The organism is Streptomyces sp. B5E4 (assembly GCF_039871555.1).
In the GTDB taxonomy this organism is placed as follows: Bacteria; Actinomycetota; Actinomycetes; order Streptomycetales; family Streptomycetaceae; genus Streptomyces.
In genome coordinates this window covers 1-16,254 of sequence record NZ_JBDPMI010000027.1, presented here as the reverse complement: position 1 = coordinate 16,254, position 16,254 = coordinate 1, and the positions used below count along the sequence as shown (strand labels likewise).

The following is a 16,254-nucleotide window of genomic DNA, read 5'->3' as shown; positions in this document are numbered from 1 at the left end:
GCGGGGCAGCGGTGAACGTATACACGCCGATCCTCGTGCTCGGAGCCATTGCGGCGGCCTTCGCGGTGTTCTCCGTGGTCGCGGCGGCGCTCGTGGGTCCGAAGCGCTACAACCGGGCCAAGCTCGAGGCGTACGAGTGCGGCATCGAGCCGACGCCGATGCCGCCCGGCGGGGGTCGCTTCCCGGTCAAGTACTACCTGACGGCGATGTTGTTCATCATCTTCGACATCGAGATCGTCTTCCTCTACCCCTGGGCCGTCTCCTTCGACGCCCTGGGGATCTTCGGGCTCGTGGAGATGCTGCTCTTCGTGCTCACCGTCTTCGTCGCGTACGCCTACGTGTGGCGGCGCGGCGGACTGGAATGGGACTAGGGGGCACCACGAATGGGACTTGAGGAAAAGCTCCCGAGCGGGTTCATCCTGAGCACGGTCGAGCAGGCCGCCGGACTCGCCCGCAAGTCGTCGGTCTTCCCGGCGACGTTCGGGCTGGCCTGCTGCGCGTTCGAGATGATGACCGCCGGCGCCGGCCGCTACGACCTGGCACGCTTCGGCATGGAGGTCTTCCGCGGCTCACCCCGCCAGGCCGACCTGATGATCGTCGCCGGCCGGGTGAGCCAGAAGATGGCGCCGGTGCTGCGCCAGGTCTACGACCAGATGCCGAACCCCAAGTGGGTCATCTCCATGGGCGTCTGCGCCTCGTCCGGCGGCATGTTCAACAACTACGCGATCGTGCAGGGCGTCGACCACGTCGTGCCGGTCGACATCTACCTGCCCGGCTGCCCGCCGCGCCCCGAGATGCTCATGGACGCGATCCTCAAGCTGCACGAGAAGATCCGCGAGGAGAAGCTCGGCGTGAACCGCGAGGAGGCGGCCCGGGAGGCCGAGGAGGCCGCGATGAAGGCGCTGCCGACGATCGAGATGAAGGGTCTTCTCCGGTGAGCCAGGAGAACACGGACGGGGTGAACCCCGACCAGGACGTGAACGCCGAGAACCTGCCGGGCCGGCGTGGCGATCACGGCGAGACCATCCGCGTCCAGCGCGGCATGTTCGGCTCCGAGGGCGGCGGCGACACCTCCGGCTACGGCGGGCTGGTGCGCGGCGTCCGGCTGCCCGGCGAGTCCGTGCGCCCGTACGGCGGCTGGTTCGACGAGGCCGCCGACGAGCTGGAGGGCGCCCTCGAAGAGCAGGGGCTCGTCCCCGAGAACGCGATCGAGAAGACGGTCGTCGACCGCGGCGAGCTGACCTTCCACATCGACCGCAAGCACCTGCTGCGCGTGATGCGGACCCTGCGCGACGACCCGGCGCTGCGCTTCGAGCTGTGTACCGGCGTCTCCGGCGTGCACTACCCCGGCGACAAGGGCCGCGAGCTGCACGCCGTGTACCACCTGCGCTCCCTCACCCACAACCGGCTGCTCCGGGTCGAGGTCAGCGCGCCCGACGACGACCCGCACATCCCGTCCGTCGTGGAGGTCTACCCGACCAACGACTGGCACGAGCGCGAGGCGTACGACTTCTTCGGCATCGTCTTCGACGGCCACCCGGCGCTGACCCGGATCTTCATGCCGGACGACTGGCAGGGCCATCCGCAGCGCAAGGACTACCCCCTCGGCGGCATCCCCGTCGAGTACAAGGGCGCCCAGATCCCGGCTCCCGACCAGCGGAGGTCGTACCGATGAGCACCACCCACGCGACCGGGGCGGCCCGGGAGACCACCGAGGGCACCGTCTACACCGTCACCGGCGGCGACTGGGACGAGGTCGTCGAGTCGGTCCACCGGGCCGACGACGAGCGGATCGTCGTCAACATGGGCCCCCAGCACCCCTCCACCCACGGCGTGCTGCGGCTCATCCTGGAGATCGACGGCGAGACGGTGACGGAGTGCCGCTGCGGGATCGGCTACCTGCACACCGGCATCGAGAAGAACCTCGAATACCGCACCTGGACCCAGGGCTCCACCTTCGTGACCCGCATGGACTACCTGACCTCGTTCTTCAACGAGGCCGGGTACTGCATGGCGGTGGAGAAGCTGCTCGGCATCACCGACGAGGTGCCCGACCGGGCCACGGTCATCCGGGTGCTGCTGATGGAGCTGAACCGGATCTCCTCCCACCTGGTGGCCATCGCCACCGGCGGCATGGAGCTGGGCGCCACCACGGTCATGATCTACGGCTTCCGCGACCGCGAGATGGTCCTCGACCTGTTCGAGCTGATCACCGGCCTGCGCATGAACCACGCGTTCATCCGCCCCGGCGGCCTCGCCCAGGACCTGCCCCCCGGCGCGGTCGACTCCATCCGCGAGACGATCAAGACCCTCCGCAAGAACTTCCCGGAGTACGACAAGCTCGCCACCAACAACCCGGCGTTCAAGGCCCGGATGCAGGACATCGCGCATCTGGACCTGGCCGGCTGCATGTCCCTGGGCGTCACGGGACCGGTGCTGCGCGCCACCGGGCTGCCGCACGACCTGCGCAAGACGGACCCGTACTGCGGCTACGAGACGTACGACTTCGACGTCCCCACCGCCGACACCGCCGACGCCTACGGCCGTTTCCTCATCCGGCTGGAGGAGATGCGCCAGTCGCTGCGGATCGTCGAGCAGTGCGTGGACCGGCTGGAGCCGGGCCCGGTGATGGTCGCCGACAAGAAGATCGCCTGGCCCGCGCAGCTCGCGCTGGGGCCCGACGGCCTCGGCAACTCGCTGGACCACATCAAGAACATCATGGGCACCTCGATGGAGGCCCTGATCCACCACTTCAAGCTGGTCACCGAGGGCTTCCGGGTGCCGCCGGGGCAGGCGTACGTGGCATTGGAGTCGCCCAAGGGCGAACTGGGCGTGCACGCCGTCAGCGACGGCGCCACCCGCCCGTTCCGGGTGCACTTCCGGGAGCCGTCATTCGTGAACCTGGGGGCCATCGCGGCCATGACCGAGGGCGGCCAGGTGGCCGACGTGATCGTGGCGATCGCGTCCCTCGACCCCGTGCTGGGAGGCGTCGACCGATGACGACAGCGGAACCTGACCTGAGCAGCCAGGCGGCCGTCTCGCTGGGCATGCCCCAGCTGCCGGCCCCCCACTACCCGGCCGAGGTGCGCGAGCGGCTCGCCGCGGACGCCAGGGAGATCATCGCCCGCTATCCGGACAGCCGGTCGGCGCTGCTGCCGATGCTGCACCTGGTGCAGTCGGAGGAGGGGCACGTCACCCGCACCGGCATGCAGTTCTGCGCGGAGACGCTGGACCTGACCGCCGCCGAGGTGACCGCGGTCGCCACCTTCTACACCATGTACCGGCGCAAGCCCTCCGGCGACTACCAGGTCGGGGTCTGCACCAACACGCTCTGCGCGGTCATGGGCGGCGACGCCATCTTCGACGAGCTGAAGGAGCACCTGGGCGTCGGCAACCAGGAGACCACCGAGGACGGCAAGGTCACCCTGGAGCACATCGAGTGCAACGCCGCCTGCGACTTCGCCCCCGTGGTGATGGTCAACTGGGAGTTCTTCGACAACCAGACGCCCGAGTCCGCCAAGCGGCTCGTGGACGACCTGCGCGCCGGCGCCGAGGTGCAGCCCACCCGCGGCGCGAAGCTGTGCACGTTCAAGGAGACCGCCCGCATACTGGCCGGCTTCCCCGACGAGCGCCCGGGCGCCGTCGCCGAGTCCGGCGGCGCGGGTCCCGCCTCGCTGATCGGGCTGCGCATGGCCAAGGGCGAGGAGCCCGCCGCGCGCGTGGTCAGCCAGCGCGCCCAGCCGCACCCGGAGAACCCGCCGGCGGACGCGCTGGAGGACCAGCCGCCCGCCGGCCACCCCAGTTCGCACGACGCGCCGCAGCAGACCTCCGCGTCCGACCCGGCGCACCCGCCCACCGCGTCCGCGGATGAGCCCACCGAGGAGGAGGGCGCGTGATGACCGTCGACTCGCCGGAGAAGCTGCTGACCCCGGTGCTCTCCGCCTTCTGGGACCACCCCGAGTCCTGGACCCTGGACACGTACCGGCGCAACGAGGGCTACCAGGGCCTGCGCAAGGCCCTGGCGATGTCGCCCGACGACGTCATCGCGTACGTCAAGGACTCCGGCCTGCGCGGCCGCGGCGGCGCCGGCTTCCCGACCGGCATGAAGTGGCAGTTCATCCCGCAGGGTGACGGCAAGCCGCACTACCTCGTCGTCAACGCCGACGAGTCGGAGCCGGGCACCTGCAAGGACATCCCGCTGCTCTTCGCCAACCCGCACTCCCTCATCGAGGGCATCGTCATCGCCTGTTACGCGTTCCGCTCCAACCACGCGTTCATCTACCTGCGCGGCGAGGTCGTGCCGGTGCTGCGCAGGCTGCACGAAGCGGTCCGCGAGGCGTACGCCGCGGGCTTCCTCGGCGAGAACGTCCTCGGCTCCGGGCTCGACCTGGACGTCACGGTGCACGCCGGCGCCGGCGCGTACATCTGCGGTGAGGAGACCGCGCTGCTCGACTCGCTGGAGGGCCGCCGCGGACAGCCCCGGCTGCGCCCCCCCTTCCCTGCCGTCGAGGGCCTGTACGCCTGCCCCACTGTGGTGAACAACGTCGAGTCCATCGCCTCTGTTCCCGCGATCATGAACAAGGGCAAGGAGTGGTTCCGCACGATGGGCAGCGAGAAGTCCCCGGGCTTCACGCTGTACTCGCTCTCCGGCCACGTCGCCCGCCCCGGCCAGTACGAGGCGCCGCTCGGCATCACCCTGCGCCAACTGCTCGACATGGGCGGCGGCATGCGCCCCGGCCACCGGCTGAAGTTCTGGACCCCCGGCGGCTCGTCCACCCCGATGCTCACCGACGAACACCTGGACGTCCCCCTCGACTACGAGGGCGTAGGCGGCGCCGGCTCCATGCTCGGCACCAAGGCGCTGCAGTGCTTCGACGAGACGACCTGCGTGGTGCGGGCCGTCACCCGCTGGACCGAGTTCTACGAGCACGAGTCCTGCGGCAAGTGCACGCCCTGCCGCGAGGGCACGTACTGGCTCGTCCAGTTGCTCCGCGACATCGAGGCCGGCAAGGGCTCCCTCACCGACCTCGACAAGCTCAACGACATCGCCGACAACATCAACGGCAAGTCCTTCTGCGCCCTCGGCGACGGCGCCGCCGCACCGATCTTCTCCTCGCTGCAGTACTTCCGCGAGGAGTACGAGCAGCACATCACCGGCGGCGGCTGCCCGTTCGATCCGGCCAGATCCACCGCCTGGGCCGACACCCCCGGCTCCACGACCCACCAGGAGGTGACCGCGTGACCGTCACGGAGCCGGAGAAGGCACCGGAGAAGCCTGCCGCGCCGGAGAACATGGTCACGCTGACCATCGACGGCGCCGAGGTCAGCGTGCCCAAGGGCACCCTGGTCATCCGGGCCGCCGAGCAACTCGGCATCGAGGTCCCGCGGTTCTGCGACCACCCGCTGCTCGACCCGGTCGGCGCCTGCCGCCAGTGCATCGTCGAGATCGAGGGCCAGCGCAAGCCGTCGGCGTCCTGCACCATCACCTGCACCGACGGGATGGTGGTCAGGACCCAGCTCACCTCCGCCGTCGCCGAGAAGTCGCAGCGCGGCGTGATGGAACTGCTGCTCATCAACCACCCGCTGGACTGCCCGGTCTGCGACAAGGGCGGCGAGTGCCCGCTGCAGAACCAGGCGATGTCCGCCGGGCAGGCCGAGTCCCGCTTCGACGGCCAGAAGCGCACCTTCGAAAAGCCGGTGCCGATCTCGACGCAGGTGCTGCTCGACCGCGAGCGCTGCGTGCTGTGCGCGCGCTGCACCCGGTTCTCCAACCAGATCGCGGGCGACCCGATGATCGAGCTGCTGGAGCGCGGCGCGCTGCAGCAGGTCGGTACGGGCGAGGGTGTCCCCTTCGAGTCGTACTTCTCGGGCAACACCATCCAGATCTGCCCGGTCGGCGCGCTCACCTCGAAGATGTACCGCTTCCGCTCGCGCCCCTTCGACCTGATCTCCTCGCCGTCCGTCTGCGAGCACTGTGCGGGCGGCTGCGCCACCCGTACCGACCACCGCCGCGGCAAGGTCATGCGGCGGCTCGCCGCCGACGACCCCGAGGTCAACGAGGAGTGGATGTGCGACAAGGGCCGCTTCGGCTTCCGCTACGCACAGCTCCCCGACCGGCTCACCCACCCGCTGGTCCGCGACGACAACGGTGAGCTGCAGCCGGCGAGCTGGCCCGAGGCGCTGCGCGCCGCGGCCACCGGCCTGGCGGCGGCCCGCGGACGGGCGGGGGTGCTCACCGGCGGGCGGCTGACGCTGGAGGACTCCTACGCGTACGCGAAGTTCGCGCGCGCCGCGCTCGGCACCAACGACATCGACTTCCGCGCCCGGGTGCACAGCGCCGAGGAGACCGGCTTCCTGGCCGCGCAGGTCGCGGGCAGCGGCCGCGGCGTCACCTACGGCGCGCTGGAGAAGGCGCCCGCGGTGCTGCTCGCCGGCCTGGAGGCCGAGGAGGAGGCGCCCGGCGTCTTCCTCCGGCTGCGCAAGGGGTGGCGGAAGACGGGCCTGAAGGTCTACTCGATCGCCCCCTTCGCCACCCGCGGCCTGACCAAGGCCGGCGGCACGCTGCTGCCGGCCGCCCCCGGCACCGAGCCGAGCTGGCTCGACGCCCTCGGCTCCGGCGCCGGACTCGGCGAGGACGGCAAGGCCGCCTCCGACGCGCTGCGCCAGGAGGGCGCGGTGATCCTCGTCGGCGAGCGGCTGGCGGGGGTACGGGGCGCGCTGTCCGCCGTGGTACGGACCGCGGAGGCCACCGGTGCCACCCTCGCCTGGATCCCGCGCCGCGCCGGCGAACGCGGTGCGATCGAGGCCGGCGCGCTGCCCGGGATGCTCCCCGGCGGCCGGCCCGGCACCGACACCGAGGCCCGGAGCGAGACCGCCGCCGTGTGGGGTCTGGCCGAACTGCCCCACGGGGCGGGCCGCGACACCGGCGAGATCCTCGACGCCGCGGCGGCCGGGGACATCGGCGCGCTGCTCGTCGGCGGCGTCGAGGTCACCGACCTGCCGGACCCGGAGAAGGCCCGCGAGGCGCTGGACCGGGCCGCGTTCGTGGTCAGCCTGGAGCAGCGGCCCAGCGAGGTCACCGAGCGGGCCGACGTGGTCTTCCCGGTGGCCGCGGTCGCCGAGAAGCAGGGCACGTATCTCAACTGGGAAGGCCGCGCCCGGCCGTTCGAGGCCGCGCTCAAGCCGGACCAGATGACCCGCCGGCTCGCGCCGGCGGACCAGCGGGTGCTGCACATGCTCGCCGACGCCCTCGACGTCCACCTGGGCCTGCCCGACGCCCGTACGGCACGGGCCGAGCTGGCCCGCCTCGGCATCCGCACCGAAGGCCCCCGCCCCACGCCGCCGGACGAGCGCGCCGCGCCGCTGCCGCAGCCCGGCGCCGGCGAGGCGGTGCTCGCCGGCCACCGGCTGCTGCTCGACGAGGGCCGGCTGCAGGAGGGCGACGAGGCCCTGACCGGCACCCGCCACGAGGCGGCGGCCCGGCTCTCGCCCGCCACCGCGGAGGCCACCGGCGTCGCCGACGGCGACCCGCTCGCGGTCACCGGGCCCGCCGGCACGGTGACGCTCCCGCTGCGGGTCACCGCGGAACTGCCCGACCAGGTCGTGTGGCTGCCGATGCAGTCGACGTCCCCGGGAGTGACGGCGGCCACGGGCGCGAACCCCGGCGACCTGGTCCAGGTCTCCGCCGTATCCAAGGAGGTCGAAGCGTGAGTGCGAGGCGGAAGCGCTGCGCGCACCCGGGTCGCGGTCCGGTGGCCTGCGTAGCTGCGTACACGACGGAGGCACGACGGTGATCGCAAGCGCACCCGCGGCGCACGGCGCGAGCGTCCTCGCCGCCGAGGATCTCAGCTTCTTCGGGGGAGACCCCTGGTGGCTGATCCTCCTCAAGGCGGTCTTCTGCTTCGCGTTCCTGATGGTGACGGTCCTCGTCGCGATCGTCTTCGAGCGCAAGGTCCTGGGCTGGATGCAACTGCGCATCGGCCCGAACCGGCACGGCCCCTGGGGCCTGCTGCAGTCGCTCGCCGACGGCGTGAAGCTGATGCTCAAAGAGGACATCATCGTCAAGGGTGCCGACAAGTTCGTCTACATCCTGGCGCCGCTCCTCGCCGCCATCCCCGCCTTCATGGCCATCGCGGTCATCCCCTTCGGCCCGGCCGACAACCAGGTGTCGATCTTCGGCGAACGCACCGCGCTGCAGCTCACCGACCTCCCGGTCGCCATGCTGTACGTGCTGGCCACCGCCTCCATCGCCGCCTACGGCGTCGTCCTCGCCGGCTGGGCGTCCAACTCGACGTACCCGCTGCTCGGCGGCGTCCGCGCGACGGCCCAGGTGATCTCGTACGAGGTCGCGATGGGCCTGTCGTTCGCCGCCGTGTTCCTCTACTCCGGGTCGCTGTCGACCTCGGAGATCGTCGCGGCGCAGGACGACCGCTGGTTCGCGGTGCTGCTGCCGGTCTCGTTCCTCGTCTACCTCATCGCGATGGTCGGCGAGGCGCACCGGCTGCCGTTCGACATGCCGGAGTCCGAGGGCGACCTGGTCTCCGGGTACTCCACCGAGTACTCGTCGATCAAGTTCGCGATGTTCATGCTCTCCGAGTACGTGCACATGGTGACCCTGTCGGCCGTGGCCGTCACGCTCTTCCTCGGCGGCTGGCGCGCGCCCGCGCCGATCAGCACCGTCTGGGAGGGCGCGAACACCGGCTGGTGGCCGATGCTCTGGTTCACCGGCAAGGTCATCGTCTGCCTGTTCCTCTTCGTCTGGCTGCGCGGCTCGCTCCCACGGGTGCGCTACGACCAGTTCATGAAGCTGGGCTGGAAGGTCCTTATCCCGGTCTCCATGGTCTGGCTGATGCTGGTCGCCACCGTCCGGGCGCTGCGCAACGAGGACGTCGACTTCACCGAGATCGTGCTCTACATCGCCGGCGGGCTGCTGGTGATCCTGCTGCTGTCCTTCGTCGTGGACATCTTCCGCGACCGCAAGGACAAGGAGGAGGCGGCCCGCGAGGCGGCCAAGCCCACACCGGAGTTCGACCCGACGGCGGGCGGCTATCCCGTACCGCCGCTGCCCGGTCAGACCCTCCCGCCCGTGCCCCGCCGCCCCTCGCGCCGCGAGCGCGAGCTGGTGGGCACGAACGGTCCCGGAGGCGACACTGAGGAGGCCGACAATGGCTGACGAGAAGAAGGACAAGCAGGGGTTCGTCAACCCGGTGGCCGGCTTCGGCGTGACCTTCAAGGCCATGTTCAAGAAGCGGCTGACCGAGCAGTACCCCGAGTACAAGAAGCCGACGGCGCCCCGCTTCCACGGCCGCCACCAGCTCAACCGGCACCCGGACGGGCTGGAGAAGTGCATCGGCTGCGAGCTGTGCGCGTGGGCCTGTCCGGCGGACGCGATCTACGTCGAGGGCGCGGACAACACCGAGGAGGAGCGCTACTCGCCGGGCGAGCGCTACGGCCGCGTCTACCAGATCAACTACCTGCGCTGCATCCTGTGCGGGCTGTGCGTCGAGGCGTGCCCCACCCGGGCGCTGACCATGACCAACGAGTACGAACTGGCCGACCGTACCCGCGAGTCGCTCATCTTCACCAAGGACGAGCTGCTCGCCGGTCTGCAGGAGGGCATGGTCGACTCGCCGCACGCCATCCACCCGGGGATGACGGAGAAGGACTACTACAGCGGCCTCGTCACCGAGGCGGCCCCGGGCACGGAGCGCCAGGTCGCCGTCAGCAAGGGCGAGTCGGCGCCGGAGCCGGAGCCGCACTCCGAAGGAGTCCAGGCATGAACGCCCTCGCCCAGGCCGGCTACACCACGTCCACCGGGGAGGCGACCCAGTTCTGGGTGCTGGCCGTCTTCGCCGTCGCCGGTGCGCTGGGCACCGTGATGATGAAGAAGGCGGTGCACTCGGCGCTCTGCCTCGCCGGGACGATGGTGATCCTGGCGGTCTTCTACCTCGCCAACGGCGCCTACTTCCTCGGCGTCGTCCAGATCGTCGTCTACACCGGCGCGGTCATGATGCTCTTCCTCTTCGTGCTGATGCTCGTCGGCATCAGCGCGGCGGACTCGCTGAAGGAGACCATCAAGGGCCAGCGCTGGCTGGCGATGCTCTGCGGCATCGGCTTCGGCATCCTGCTGATGGCCGGCATCGGCAACGCGAGCCTCGACACCTTCGAGGGCCTGGAGGACGCCAACTCCGGCGGCAACGTCCACGGTCTGGCCGCGCTGATCTTCCGCGACTTCGTCTTCGCCTTCGAGCTGACCGGCGCGCTGCTGATCACCGCCGCGGTGGCGGGCATGGTCCTCACCCACCGCGAGAAGACCGAGCGGACCCCGACCCAGCGCGAGCGGGCCGCGCAGCGCGTACGCGACAACGTCCAGGTGCCGCCGATGCCCGCGCCCGGTGTCTACGCCCGCCACAACGCGGTGGACATCCCGGCCCTGCTGCCCGACGGCACGCCGTCCGAGCTGACCGTCAACCGCACGCTGCGCGACCGCGGCCAGATCCGGGACGTCTCCGCGCAGGCGCTGGCGGATCTCGCGGCCATAGAGCAGCGCACCGCCGACTACCAGGGCAAGGCCCTGGAACCGGACACCGGCGACGACGACGGCGGGGACGGCTCCGTCAGCGCGAACGCCGGCGGTAAGGCCGGAAAGGGAGAGGGCGAGTGAACCCGGTCAACTATCTGTATCTCTCCGCGCTGCTGTTCACCATCGGCGCGGCCGGGGTGCTCATCAGGCGGAACGCCATCGTGGTGTTCATGTGCATCGAGCTGATGCTGAACGCCTGCAACCTGGCGCTGGTCACGTTCTCCCGGATGCACGGGAACCTCGACGGCCAGATCGTCGCCTTCTTCACCATGGTCGTCGCCGCCGCGGAAGTCGTGGTCGGCCTGGCGATCATCGTGTCGTTCTACCGCTCCCGCCACTCGGCCTCGGTCGACGACGCCGCTTTGATGAAGCTGTAAGGGGACGCACCAGTGGAGTCACTCATCGGATTGCTCGTCGCTGCGCCGCTGCTCGGCGCGGCGGTGCTGCTCTGCGGCGGGCGGAGGCTGGATCGTACGGGCCACTGGCTCGGTACGGGCCTCGCCTTCACCTCCTTCGTCCTCGGCCTGGTCCTCTTCGCCGACATGCTCGGCAAGGACGGCGAGGAGCGGGCGCTGCACAGCCACCTCTTCACCTGGATTCCGGTCGAGGGGTTCCAGGCGGAAGCGGCGTTCCAGCTCGACCAGCTCTCGATGACGTTCGTGCTGCTGATCACCGGCGTCGGCTCGCTCATCCACCTGTACTCCGTGGGCTACATGGAGCACGACGAGCGCCGCCGCCGGTTCTTCGGCTATCTGAACCTCTTCCTCGCGGCGATGCTGCTGCTGGTCCTCGCGGACAACTTCCTGCTGCTGTACGTCGGCTGGGAGGGCGTCGGCCTCGCCTCGTACCTGCTGATCGGCTTCTGGCAGCACAAGCCGAGCGCGGCGACCGCGGCGAAGAAGGCGTTCATCGTCAACCGCGTCGGCGACGTCGGCCTGTCCATCGCGATCATGCTGATGTTCGTCACCTTCGGCACCTTCGCCTTCGAGCCGGTGATGAACTCGGTCGGCGAGACCAGCGAGGGCAAGCTGACGGCGATCGGGCTGATGCTGCTGCTCGCGGCGTGCGGCAAGTCGGCGCAGGTGCCGCTGCAGTCCTGGCTGGGCGACGCGATGGAGGGCCCGACCCCGGTCTCCGCGCTGATCCACGCCGCCACGATGGTGACCGCGGGCGTCTACCTGATCGTCCGCTCCGGCGCGATCTTCGACGCGGCGCCGGACGCGCAACTCGTCGTCACCATCGTCGGTGCGGTCACGCTGCTCTTCGGTGCGATCGTCGGTTGTGCGAAGGACGACATCAAGAAGGCGCTGGCCGGCTCGACCATGTCCCAGATCGGCTACATGGTCCTGGCCGCCGGGCTCGGCCCGATCGGCTACGCCTTCGCGATCATGCACCTGGTGACCCACGGCTTCTTCAAGGCCGGGCTCTTCCTCGGCGCCGGCTCCGTGATGCACGGCATGAACGACGAAGTCGACATGCGCAAGTACGGCGGCCTCAGGAAGTACATGCCGGTCACGTTCGTCACCTTCGGCCTCGGCTATCTGGCGATCATCGGCTTCCCGGGGCTCTCCGGCTTCTTCTCCAAGGACCTCATCATCGAGGCCGCGTTCGCCAAGGGCGGTACGCAGGGCTGGATCCTGGGCGGCGTGGCGCTGCTGGGCGCGGCGATCACCGCGTACTACATGACGCGCGTGATGCTCATGACGTTCTTCGGCGAGAAGCGCTGGGAGGCGGACGCGGACGGCAACATGCCGCACCCGCACGAGTCGCCGAAGACGATGACGATCCCGATGATCGTGCTGGCGATCGGCTCGGTCGGCGCGGGCGCGTTCTTCGACATCGGCGAGCGGTTCGTGCACTGGCTGGAGCCGGTCACCGGCTTCGAGCACGGGCACCTGCCGGACGGCCTGAGCGTCCCCATGGTCACCGGCGCCACCGTCGGCTGCATGGTGCTCGGCGTCGCGGTGGCCTGGCTGCAGTACGGCCGCCGTCCGGTCCCCGCCGCCGCACCGCGCGGCTCCCTGCTCACCCGCGCCGCCCGGCGCGACCTGCTGCAGGACGACTTCAACCACGTGGCGCTGGTCAAGCCCGGCGAGTACCTGACCCGCGGCCTGGTCTACCTGGACCACAAGCTGGTCGACGGCATCGTCAACGGAACCGCGGCGGCGTTCGGCGGGCTCTCCGCCCGGATGCGGCGGATCCAGAACGGCTACGCCCGCAGTTACGCGGTCTCGATGTTCGGGGGCGCGGTGGTCCTCATCGCCGCCACCCTGCTGATGAGGGCGGTCTGAATATCCATGGCTGATGCTGCTTCTTCTACGTTCCCGCTGCTGACGATCACCGCGGCGGTCCCGGCCGTGGGCGCGATCGCCACCGCCGCGGTGCCCGCGGCCAAGCGTGAGCTGGCCAAGTGGCTCGCGCTGGGCGTATCGCTGGCCACGCTGGTGCTGGCCGCGGTGATCGCGGTCCGGTTCGACCCGAACGGCGACCGCTTCCAGCTCACCGAGTCGCGGGCGTGGATCGCCGACTTCGGGGTGAGATACGAGCTGGGGGTCGACGGCATCGCCGTCGTGCTGGTGGCGCTGACGGCGCTGCTGATCCCGTTCGTCATCCTCGCGGGCTGGCACGACGCGGACCCGGTCACTGCATCCGACAGCGGCTCCGCCGCGGGGAAGTCGTCGCGCTGGCGCCCCACCCAGGGCTTCTTCGCGCTGATCCTGGCCGTCGAAGCGATGGTGATCGTCAGCTTCCTGGCCACGGACGTCTTCCTCTTCTACATCTTCTTCGAAGCCATGCTCATCCCGATGTACTTCCTCATCGGCGGCTTCGGGGACAAGGCGCACGAACACGGCGAGGAAGAGGCGGCGCGGCAGCGCTCGTACGCGGCCGTGAAGTTCCTGCTGTACAACCTGGCCGGCGGCCTGATCATGCTGGCCGCGGTCATCGGCCTCTTCGTCGTCACCAACGACCAGCTCGGCGCGGGCACGTTCTCGCTGCAGGAGATCCTCCAGGCGCGCGCCGACGGCGACCTGGAGATGTCGACGAACACCGAGCGGCTGCTCTTCCTCGGCTTCTTCTTCGCCTTCGCGGTGAAGGCGCCGCTGTGGCCGCTGCACACCTGGCTGCCCAACGCCATGGGCGAGTCCACCCCGCCGGTCGCCGTGCTCATCACCGCGGTGGTCGACAAGGTCGGCACCTTCGCCATGCTCCGCTTCTGCCTCGGGCTCTTCCCCGAGGCGAGCGACTGGGCGACGCCGGTGGTGCTGGTGCTCGCGCTGGTGAGCATCCTGTACGGCGCGCTGCTCGCGATCGGGCAGCGGGACATCAAGCGGCTGATCGCGTACGCCTCGATCTCCCACTTCGGCTTCATCGTGCTGGGCATCTTCGTGATGACCAGCCAGGGCCAGACCGGCGCGACGCTGTACATGGTCAACCACGGCATCTCCACCGCCGTCCTGATGCTGGTGGCCGGGTTCCTCATCACCCGGCGCGGCTCGCGGCTCATCGCCGACTACGGCGGCGTGCAGAAGGTGGCGCCGGTGCTGGCCGGCACGTTCCTGATCGGCGGTATGGCCACGCTGTCGCTGCCGGGGCTCGCGCCGTTCGTCAGCGAGTTCCTGGTGCTGGTGGGCACGTTCAGCCGCTACCCGGCCGTCGGCATCATCGCCACCGTGGGCATCGTGCTGGCCGCGATCTACGTCCTCGTGCTGTACCAGCGGACGATGACGGGGCCGGTCACCGAGAAGGTCGCGAAGCTGCCCGATCTGCGGGTGCGCGAGGTGCTGGTGGTCGCGCCGCTGATCGCGCTGCTCATCGGCCTCGGGGTGTACCCGAAGCCGCTCACCGAGATCGTCAACCCGGCCGTCGAGCACACCATGTCCGACGTGCAGAAGTCCGACCCGGAGCCCGATGTGAACCCTGTGGAGGCCACGCATGAGTAGGGGTGTCCACAGCCTGTGGATGGCGCAGGACGGTGTCGACAAGATCAAGGCACCGCACATCGAGTACGACCTGCTGGCTCCGACGCTGATCGTCATCGGCGCGGCCGTGGTGGGCATCGCCATCGAGGCGTTCCTTCCCCGGCGGCACCGGTACGCCGTGCAGGTCGGGCTCGCCGCGCTCGCGATGGCCGGTGCGTTCGGCGCCGTCATCGCCCTGGCCGCCACCGGCAAGGGAACCGACGAGGCACAGACCGCCGCGATGGGCGCGCTGGCCGTCGACGGCCCGGCGCTCTTCCTGCAGGGCGTCATCCTGCTGGTCGGCGTGCTCGGGGTGTTCACCTTCGCCGAGCGCCGGCTGGACCCGGTCGCGCACGGCAACAAGGTCGACTCCTTCGCCGCCGAGGCCGCCGCCGTACCCGGAGGCAAGGCGGAGCAGGCCGCGGTCAAGGCGGGGTTCACCACCACCGAGGTGTTCCCGCTGCTGCTCTTCGCGACCGGCGGCATGCTCATCTTCCCCGCCGCGAACGACCTGCTGACGCTCTTCATCGCGCTGGAGGTCTTCTCCCTGCCGCTGTACCTGCTCTGCGCCGTCGCCCGCCGCAAGCGGCTGATGTCGCAGGAGGCGGCGGTGAAGTACTTCCTGCTGGGCGCCTTCTCGTCGGCGTTCCTGCTCTTCGGCATCGCGCTGCTGTACGGCTACGCGGGCAGCGTGCGCTACGCCGAGATCGCCGACGTCGTCGCGGGCAACCCGCAGAAGATGACCCCGGCGCTCGCCGACACCATGGGCAACGACGCGCTGCTGCTCATCGGCGGCGCGATGGTGCTGCTCGGCCTGCTCTTCAAGGTCGGCGCGGTGCCGTTCCACATGTGGACCCCGGACGTCTACCAGGGCGCTCCCACCCCCGTCACCGGCTTCATGGCCGCCGCCACCAAGGTCGCCGCGTTCGGCGCGCTGCTGCGGCTGCTGTACGTCGTGCTGCCGGGCATGAAGTGGGACTGGCGGCCGGTGATGTGGGGCGTCGCGATCCTCACGATGGTCATCGGCGCGATCCTCGCGATCACCCAGACCGACGTGAAGCGGCTGCTGGCGTACTCCTCCATCGCGCACGCGGGGTTCATCCTCGCGGGTGTCACCGCGGCCAACGAGGAGGGCATCTCCTCGGTGCTGTTCTACCTGGCCGCGTACGCCTTCGTGACGCTCGGCGCGTTCGCCGTCATCACGCTGGTACGGGACGCGGGCGGCGAGGCGACGCACCTGTCCAAGTGGGCGGGGCTCGGCCGGCGTTCGCCCCTGGTCGCGGCGGTTTTCGCGGTGTTCCTGCTGGCGATGGCGGGCATCCCGCTGACCAGCGGCTTCGCCGGGAAGTTCGCGGTGTTCAAGGCGGCGGCGGAGGGCGGCGCGACGCCGCTGGTCGTCGTCGGCGTCATCGCCTCGGCCATCGCCGCGTTCTTCTACGTCCGGGTCATCGTGCTGATGTTCTTCAGCGAGCCGCGGCCCGAGGGCCCGGCGGTGACCGTGCCGAGCGCGTTCACGGTCACGGCCATCGCCGTCGGCCTGGCCGCGACCCTGGTGCTGGGCGTGGCGCCGCAGTACTTCCTGGATCTGGCCGGGAACGCGGGGGTGTTCGTCCGCTGAGCCGCGGGGGGGGGGGGGGGGGGGGGGGGGGGGGGGGGGGGGGGGGGGGGGGGGGGGGGCGGGGGGCGGGGGGGGGGGGGGGGGGGGGGGGCGGG

The 16,254-nt window shown here is 70.4% G+C and carries 14 protein-coding genes; all 14 read left to right on the top strand.

Annotated features, from left to right (window positions below):
* Positions 1–11 precede the first annotated feature (11 nt).
* The 14 genes from ABGA99_RS27720 to nuoN all read left to right on the top strand — a co-directional run bounded on the left by ABGA99_RS27720 (position 12) and on the right by nuoN (position 16,159).
* On the top strand, positions 12–371 hold the full coding sequence (locus ABGA99_RS27720; RefSeq protein WP_018840719.1) for an NADH-quinone oxidoreductase subunit A: 360 nt from the start codon (positions 12–14) through the stop codon (positions 369–371).
* A gap of 12 nt (positions 372–383) precedes the next feature.
* Positions 384–938, top strand: coding sequence for an NADH-quinone oxidoreductase subunit B family protein (locus tag ABGA99_RS27715; RefSeq protein WP_347580129.1), 555 nt, complete (start codon positions 384–386; stop codon positions 936–938).
* Complete coding sequence (locus ABGA99_RS27710; protein WP_347580128.1) at positions 935–1,675, top strand: NADH-quinone oxidoreductase subunit C; 741 nt, start codon at positions 935–937, stop codon at positions 1,673–1,675. The genes ABGA99_RS27715 and ABGA99_RS27710 overlap by 4 nt, the downstream gene beginning before the upstream one ends.
* A complete protein-coding gene (locus ABGA99_RS27705) occupies positions 1,672–3,000 on the top strand; it encodes an NADH-quinone oxidoreductase subunit D (RefSeq protein ID WP_347580127.1) in 1,329 nt (442 codons plus the stop codon). Before ABGA99_RS27710 ends, ABGA99_RS27705 begins: the two co-directional genes overlap by 4 nt.
* On the top strand, positions 2,997–3,896 hold the full coding sequence (gene nuoE / locus ABGA99_RS27700; protein WP_347583663.1) for an NADH-quinone oxidoreductase subunit NuoE: 900 nt from the start codon (positions 2,997–2,999) through the stop codon (positions 3,894–3,896). The genes ABGA99_RS27705 and nuoE overlap by 4 nt, the downstream gene beginning before the upstream one ends.
* The gene (nuoF, locus tag ABGA99_RS27695) at positions 3,896–5,242 is read left to right on the top strand and encodes an NADH-quinone oxidoreductase subunit NuoF (RefSeq protein WP_347580125.1); all 1,347 of its coding nucleotides are present in this window, start codon (positions 3,896–3,898) and stop codon (positions 5,240–5,242) included. The genes nuoE and nuoF overlap by 1 nt, the downstream gene beginning before the upstream one ends.
* A complete protein-coding gene (locus ABGA99_RS27690; protein ID WP_347580124.1) occupies positions 5,239–7,710 on the top strand; it encodes an NADH-quinone oxidoreductase subunit G in 2,472 nt (823 codons plus the stop codon). Before nuoF ends, ABGA99_RS27690 begins: the two co-directional genes overlap by 4 nt.
* Positions 7,711–7,789: 79 nt before the next feature.
* Positions 7,790–9,172 carry an NADH-quinone oxidoreductase subunit NuoH gene (gene nuoH / locus ABGA99_RS27685; RefSeq protein ID WP_347580123.1) on the top strand — a complete coding sequence of 461 codons (1,383 nt, stop codon included), beginning with the start codon at positions 7,790–7,792 and terminating at the stop codon, positions 9,170–9,172.
* Entirely contained in the window at positions 9,165–9,779 is a 615-nt protein-coding gene (nuoI, locus tag ABGA99_RS27680) for an NADH-quinone oxidoreductase subunit NuoI (protein WP_347580122.1), read from the top strand. Before nuoH ends, nuoI begins: the two co-directional genes overlap by 8 nt.
* On the top strand, positions 9,776–10,663 hold the full coding sequence (locus ABGA99_RS27675) for an NADH-quinone oxidoreductase subunit J (RefSeq protein WP_347580121.1): 888 nt from the start codon (positions 9,776–9,778) through the stop codon (positions 10,661–10,663). The genes nuoI and ABGA99_RS27675 overlap by 4 nt, the downstream gene beginning before the upstream one ends.
* Complete coding sequence (nuoK, locus tag ABGA99_RS27670; RefSeq protein ID WP_047017481.1) at positions 10,660–10,959, top strand: NADH-quinone oxidoreductase subunit NuoK; 300 nt, start codon at positions 10,660–10,662, stop codon at positions 10,957–10,959. The genes ABGA99_RS27675 and nuoK overlap by 4 nt, the downstream gene beginning before the upstream one ends.
* Before the next feature lie 12 nt (positions 10,960–10,971).
* Positions 10,972–12,873 (top strand): NADH-quinone oxidoreductase subunit L, encoded by a 1,902-nt coding sequence (gene nuoL / locus ABGA99_RS27665; RefSeq protein WP_347580119.1) that lies wholly within the window; start codon positions 10,972–10,974, stop codon positions 12,871–12,873.
* 6 nt (positions 12,874–12,879) lie between these two features.
* On the top strand, positions 12,880–14,523 hold the full coding sequence (locus tag ABGA99_RS27660) for an NADH-quinone oxidoreductase subunit M (RefSeq protein ID WP_347580118.1): 1,644 nt from the start codon (positions 12,880–12,882) through the stop codon (positions 14,521–14,523).
* Positions 14,516–16,159, top strand: coding sequence for an NADH-quinone oxidoreductase subunit NuoN (nuoN, locus tag ABGA99_RS27655; RefSeq protein WP_347583662.1), 1,644 nt, complete (start codon positions 14,516–14,518; stop codon positions 16,157–16,159). The genes ABGA99_RS27660 and nuoN overlap by 8 nt, the downstream gene beginning before the upstream one ends.
* Positions 16,160–16,254: the final 95 nt, after the last annotated feature.

What these genes read in the sequence shown, in the direction of transcription:
- ABGA99_RS27715 (WP_347580129.1), top strand. Translation starts at nt 384, where the DNA reads ATGGGACTTGAGGAAAAGCTCCCGAGCGGGTTCATCCTGAGCACGGTC.
- ABGA99_RS27705 (WP_347580127.1), top strand. Translation starts at nt 1,672, where the DNA reads ATGAGCACCACCCACGCGACCGGGGCGGCCCGGGAGACCACCGAGGGC.
- nuoE (WP_347583663.1), top strand. Translation starts at nt 2,997, where the DNA reads ATGACGACAGCGGAACCTGACCTGAGCAGCCAGGCGGCCGTCTCGCTG.
- nuoF (WP_347580125.1), top strand. Translation starts at nt 3,896, where the DNA reads ATGACCGTCGACTCGCCGGAGAAGCTGCTGACCCCGGTGCTCTCCGCC.
- nuoI (WP_347580122.1), top strand. Translation starts at nt 9,165, where the DNA reads ATGGCTGACGAGAAGAAGGACAAGCAGGGGTTCGTCAACCCGGTGGCC.
- ABGA99_RS27675 (WP_347580121.1), top strand. Translation starts at nt 9,776, where the DNA reads ATGAACGCCCTCGCCCAGGCCGGCTACACCACGTCCACCGGGGAGGCG.
- ABGA99_RS27660 (WP_347580118.1), top strand. Translation starts at nt 12,880, where the DNA reads ATGGCTGATGCTGCTTCTTCTACGTTCCCGCTGCTGACGATCACCGCG.
- nuoN (WP_347583662.1), top strand. Translation starts at nt 14,516, where the DNA reads ATGAGTAGGGGTGTCCACAGCCTGTGGATGGCGCAGGACGGTGTCGAC.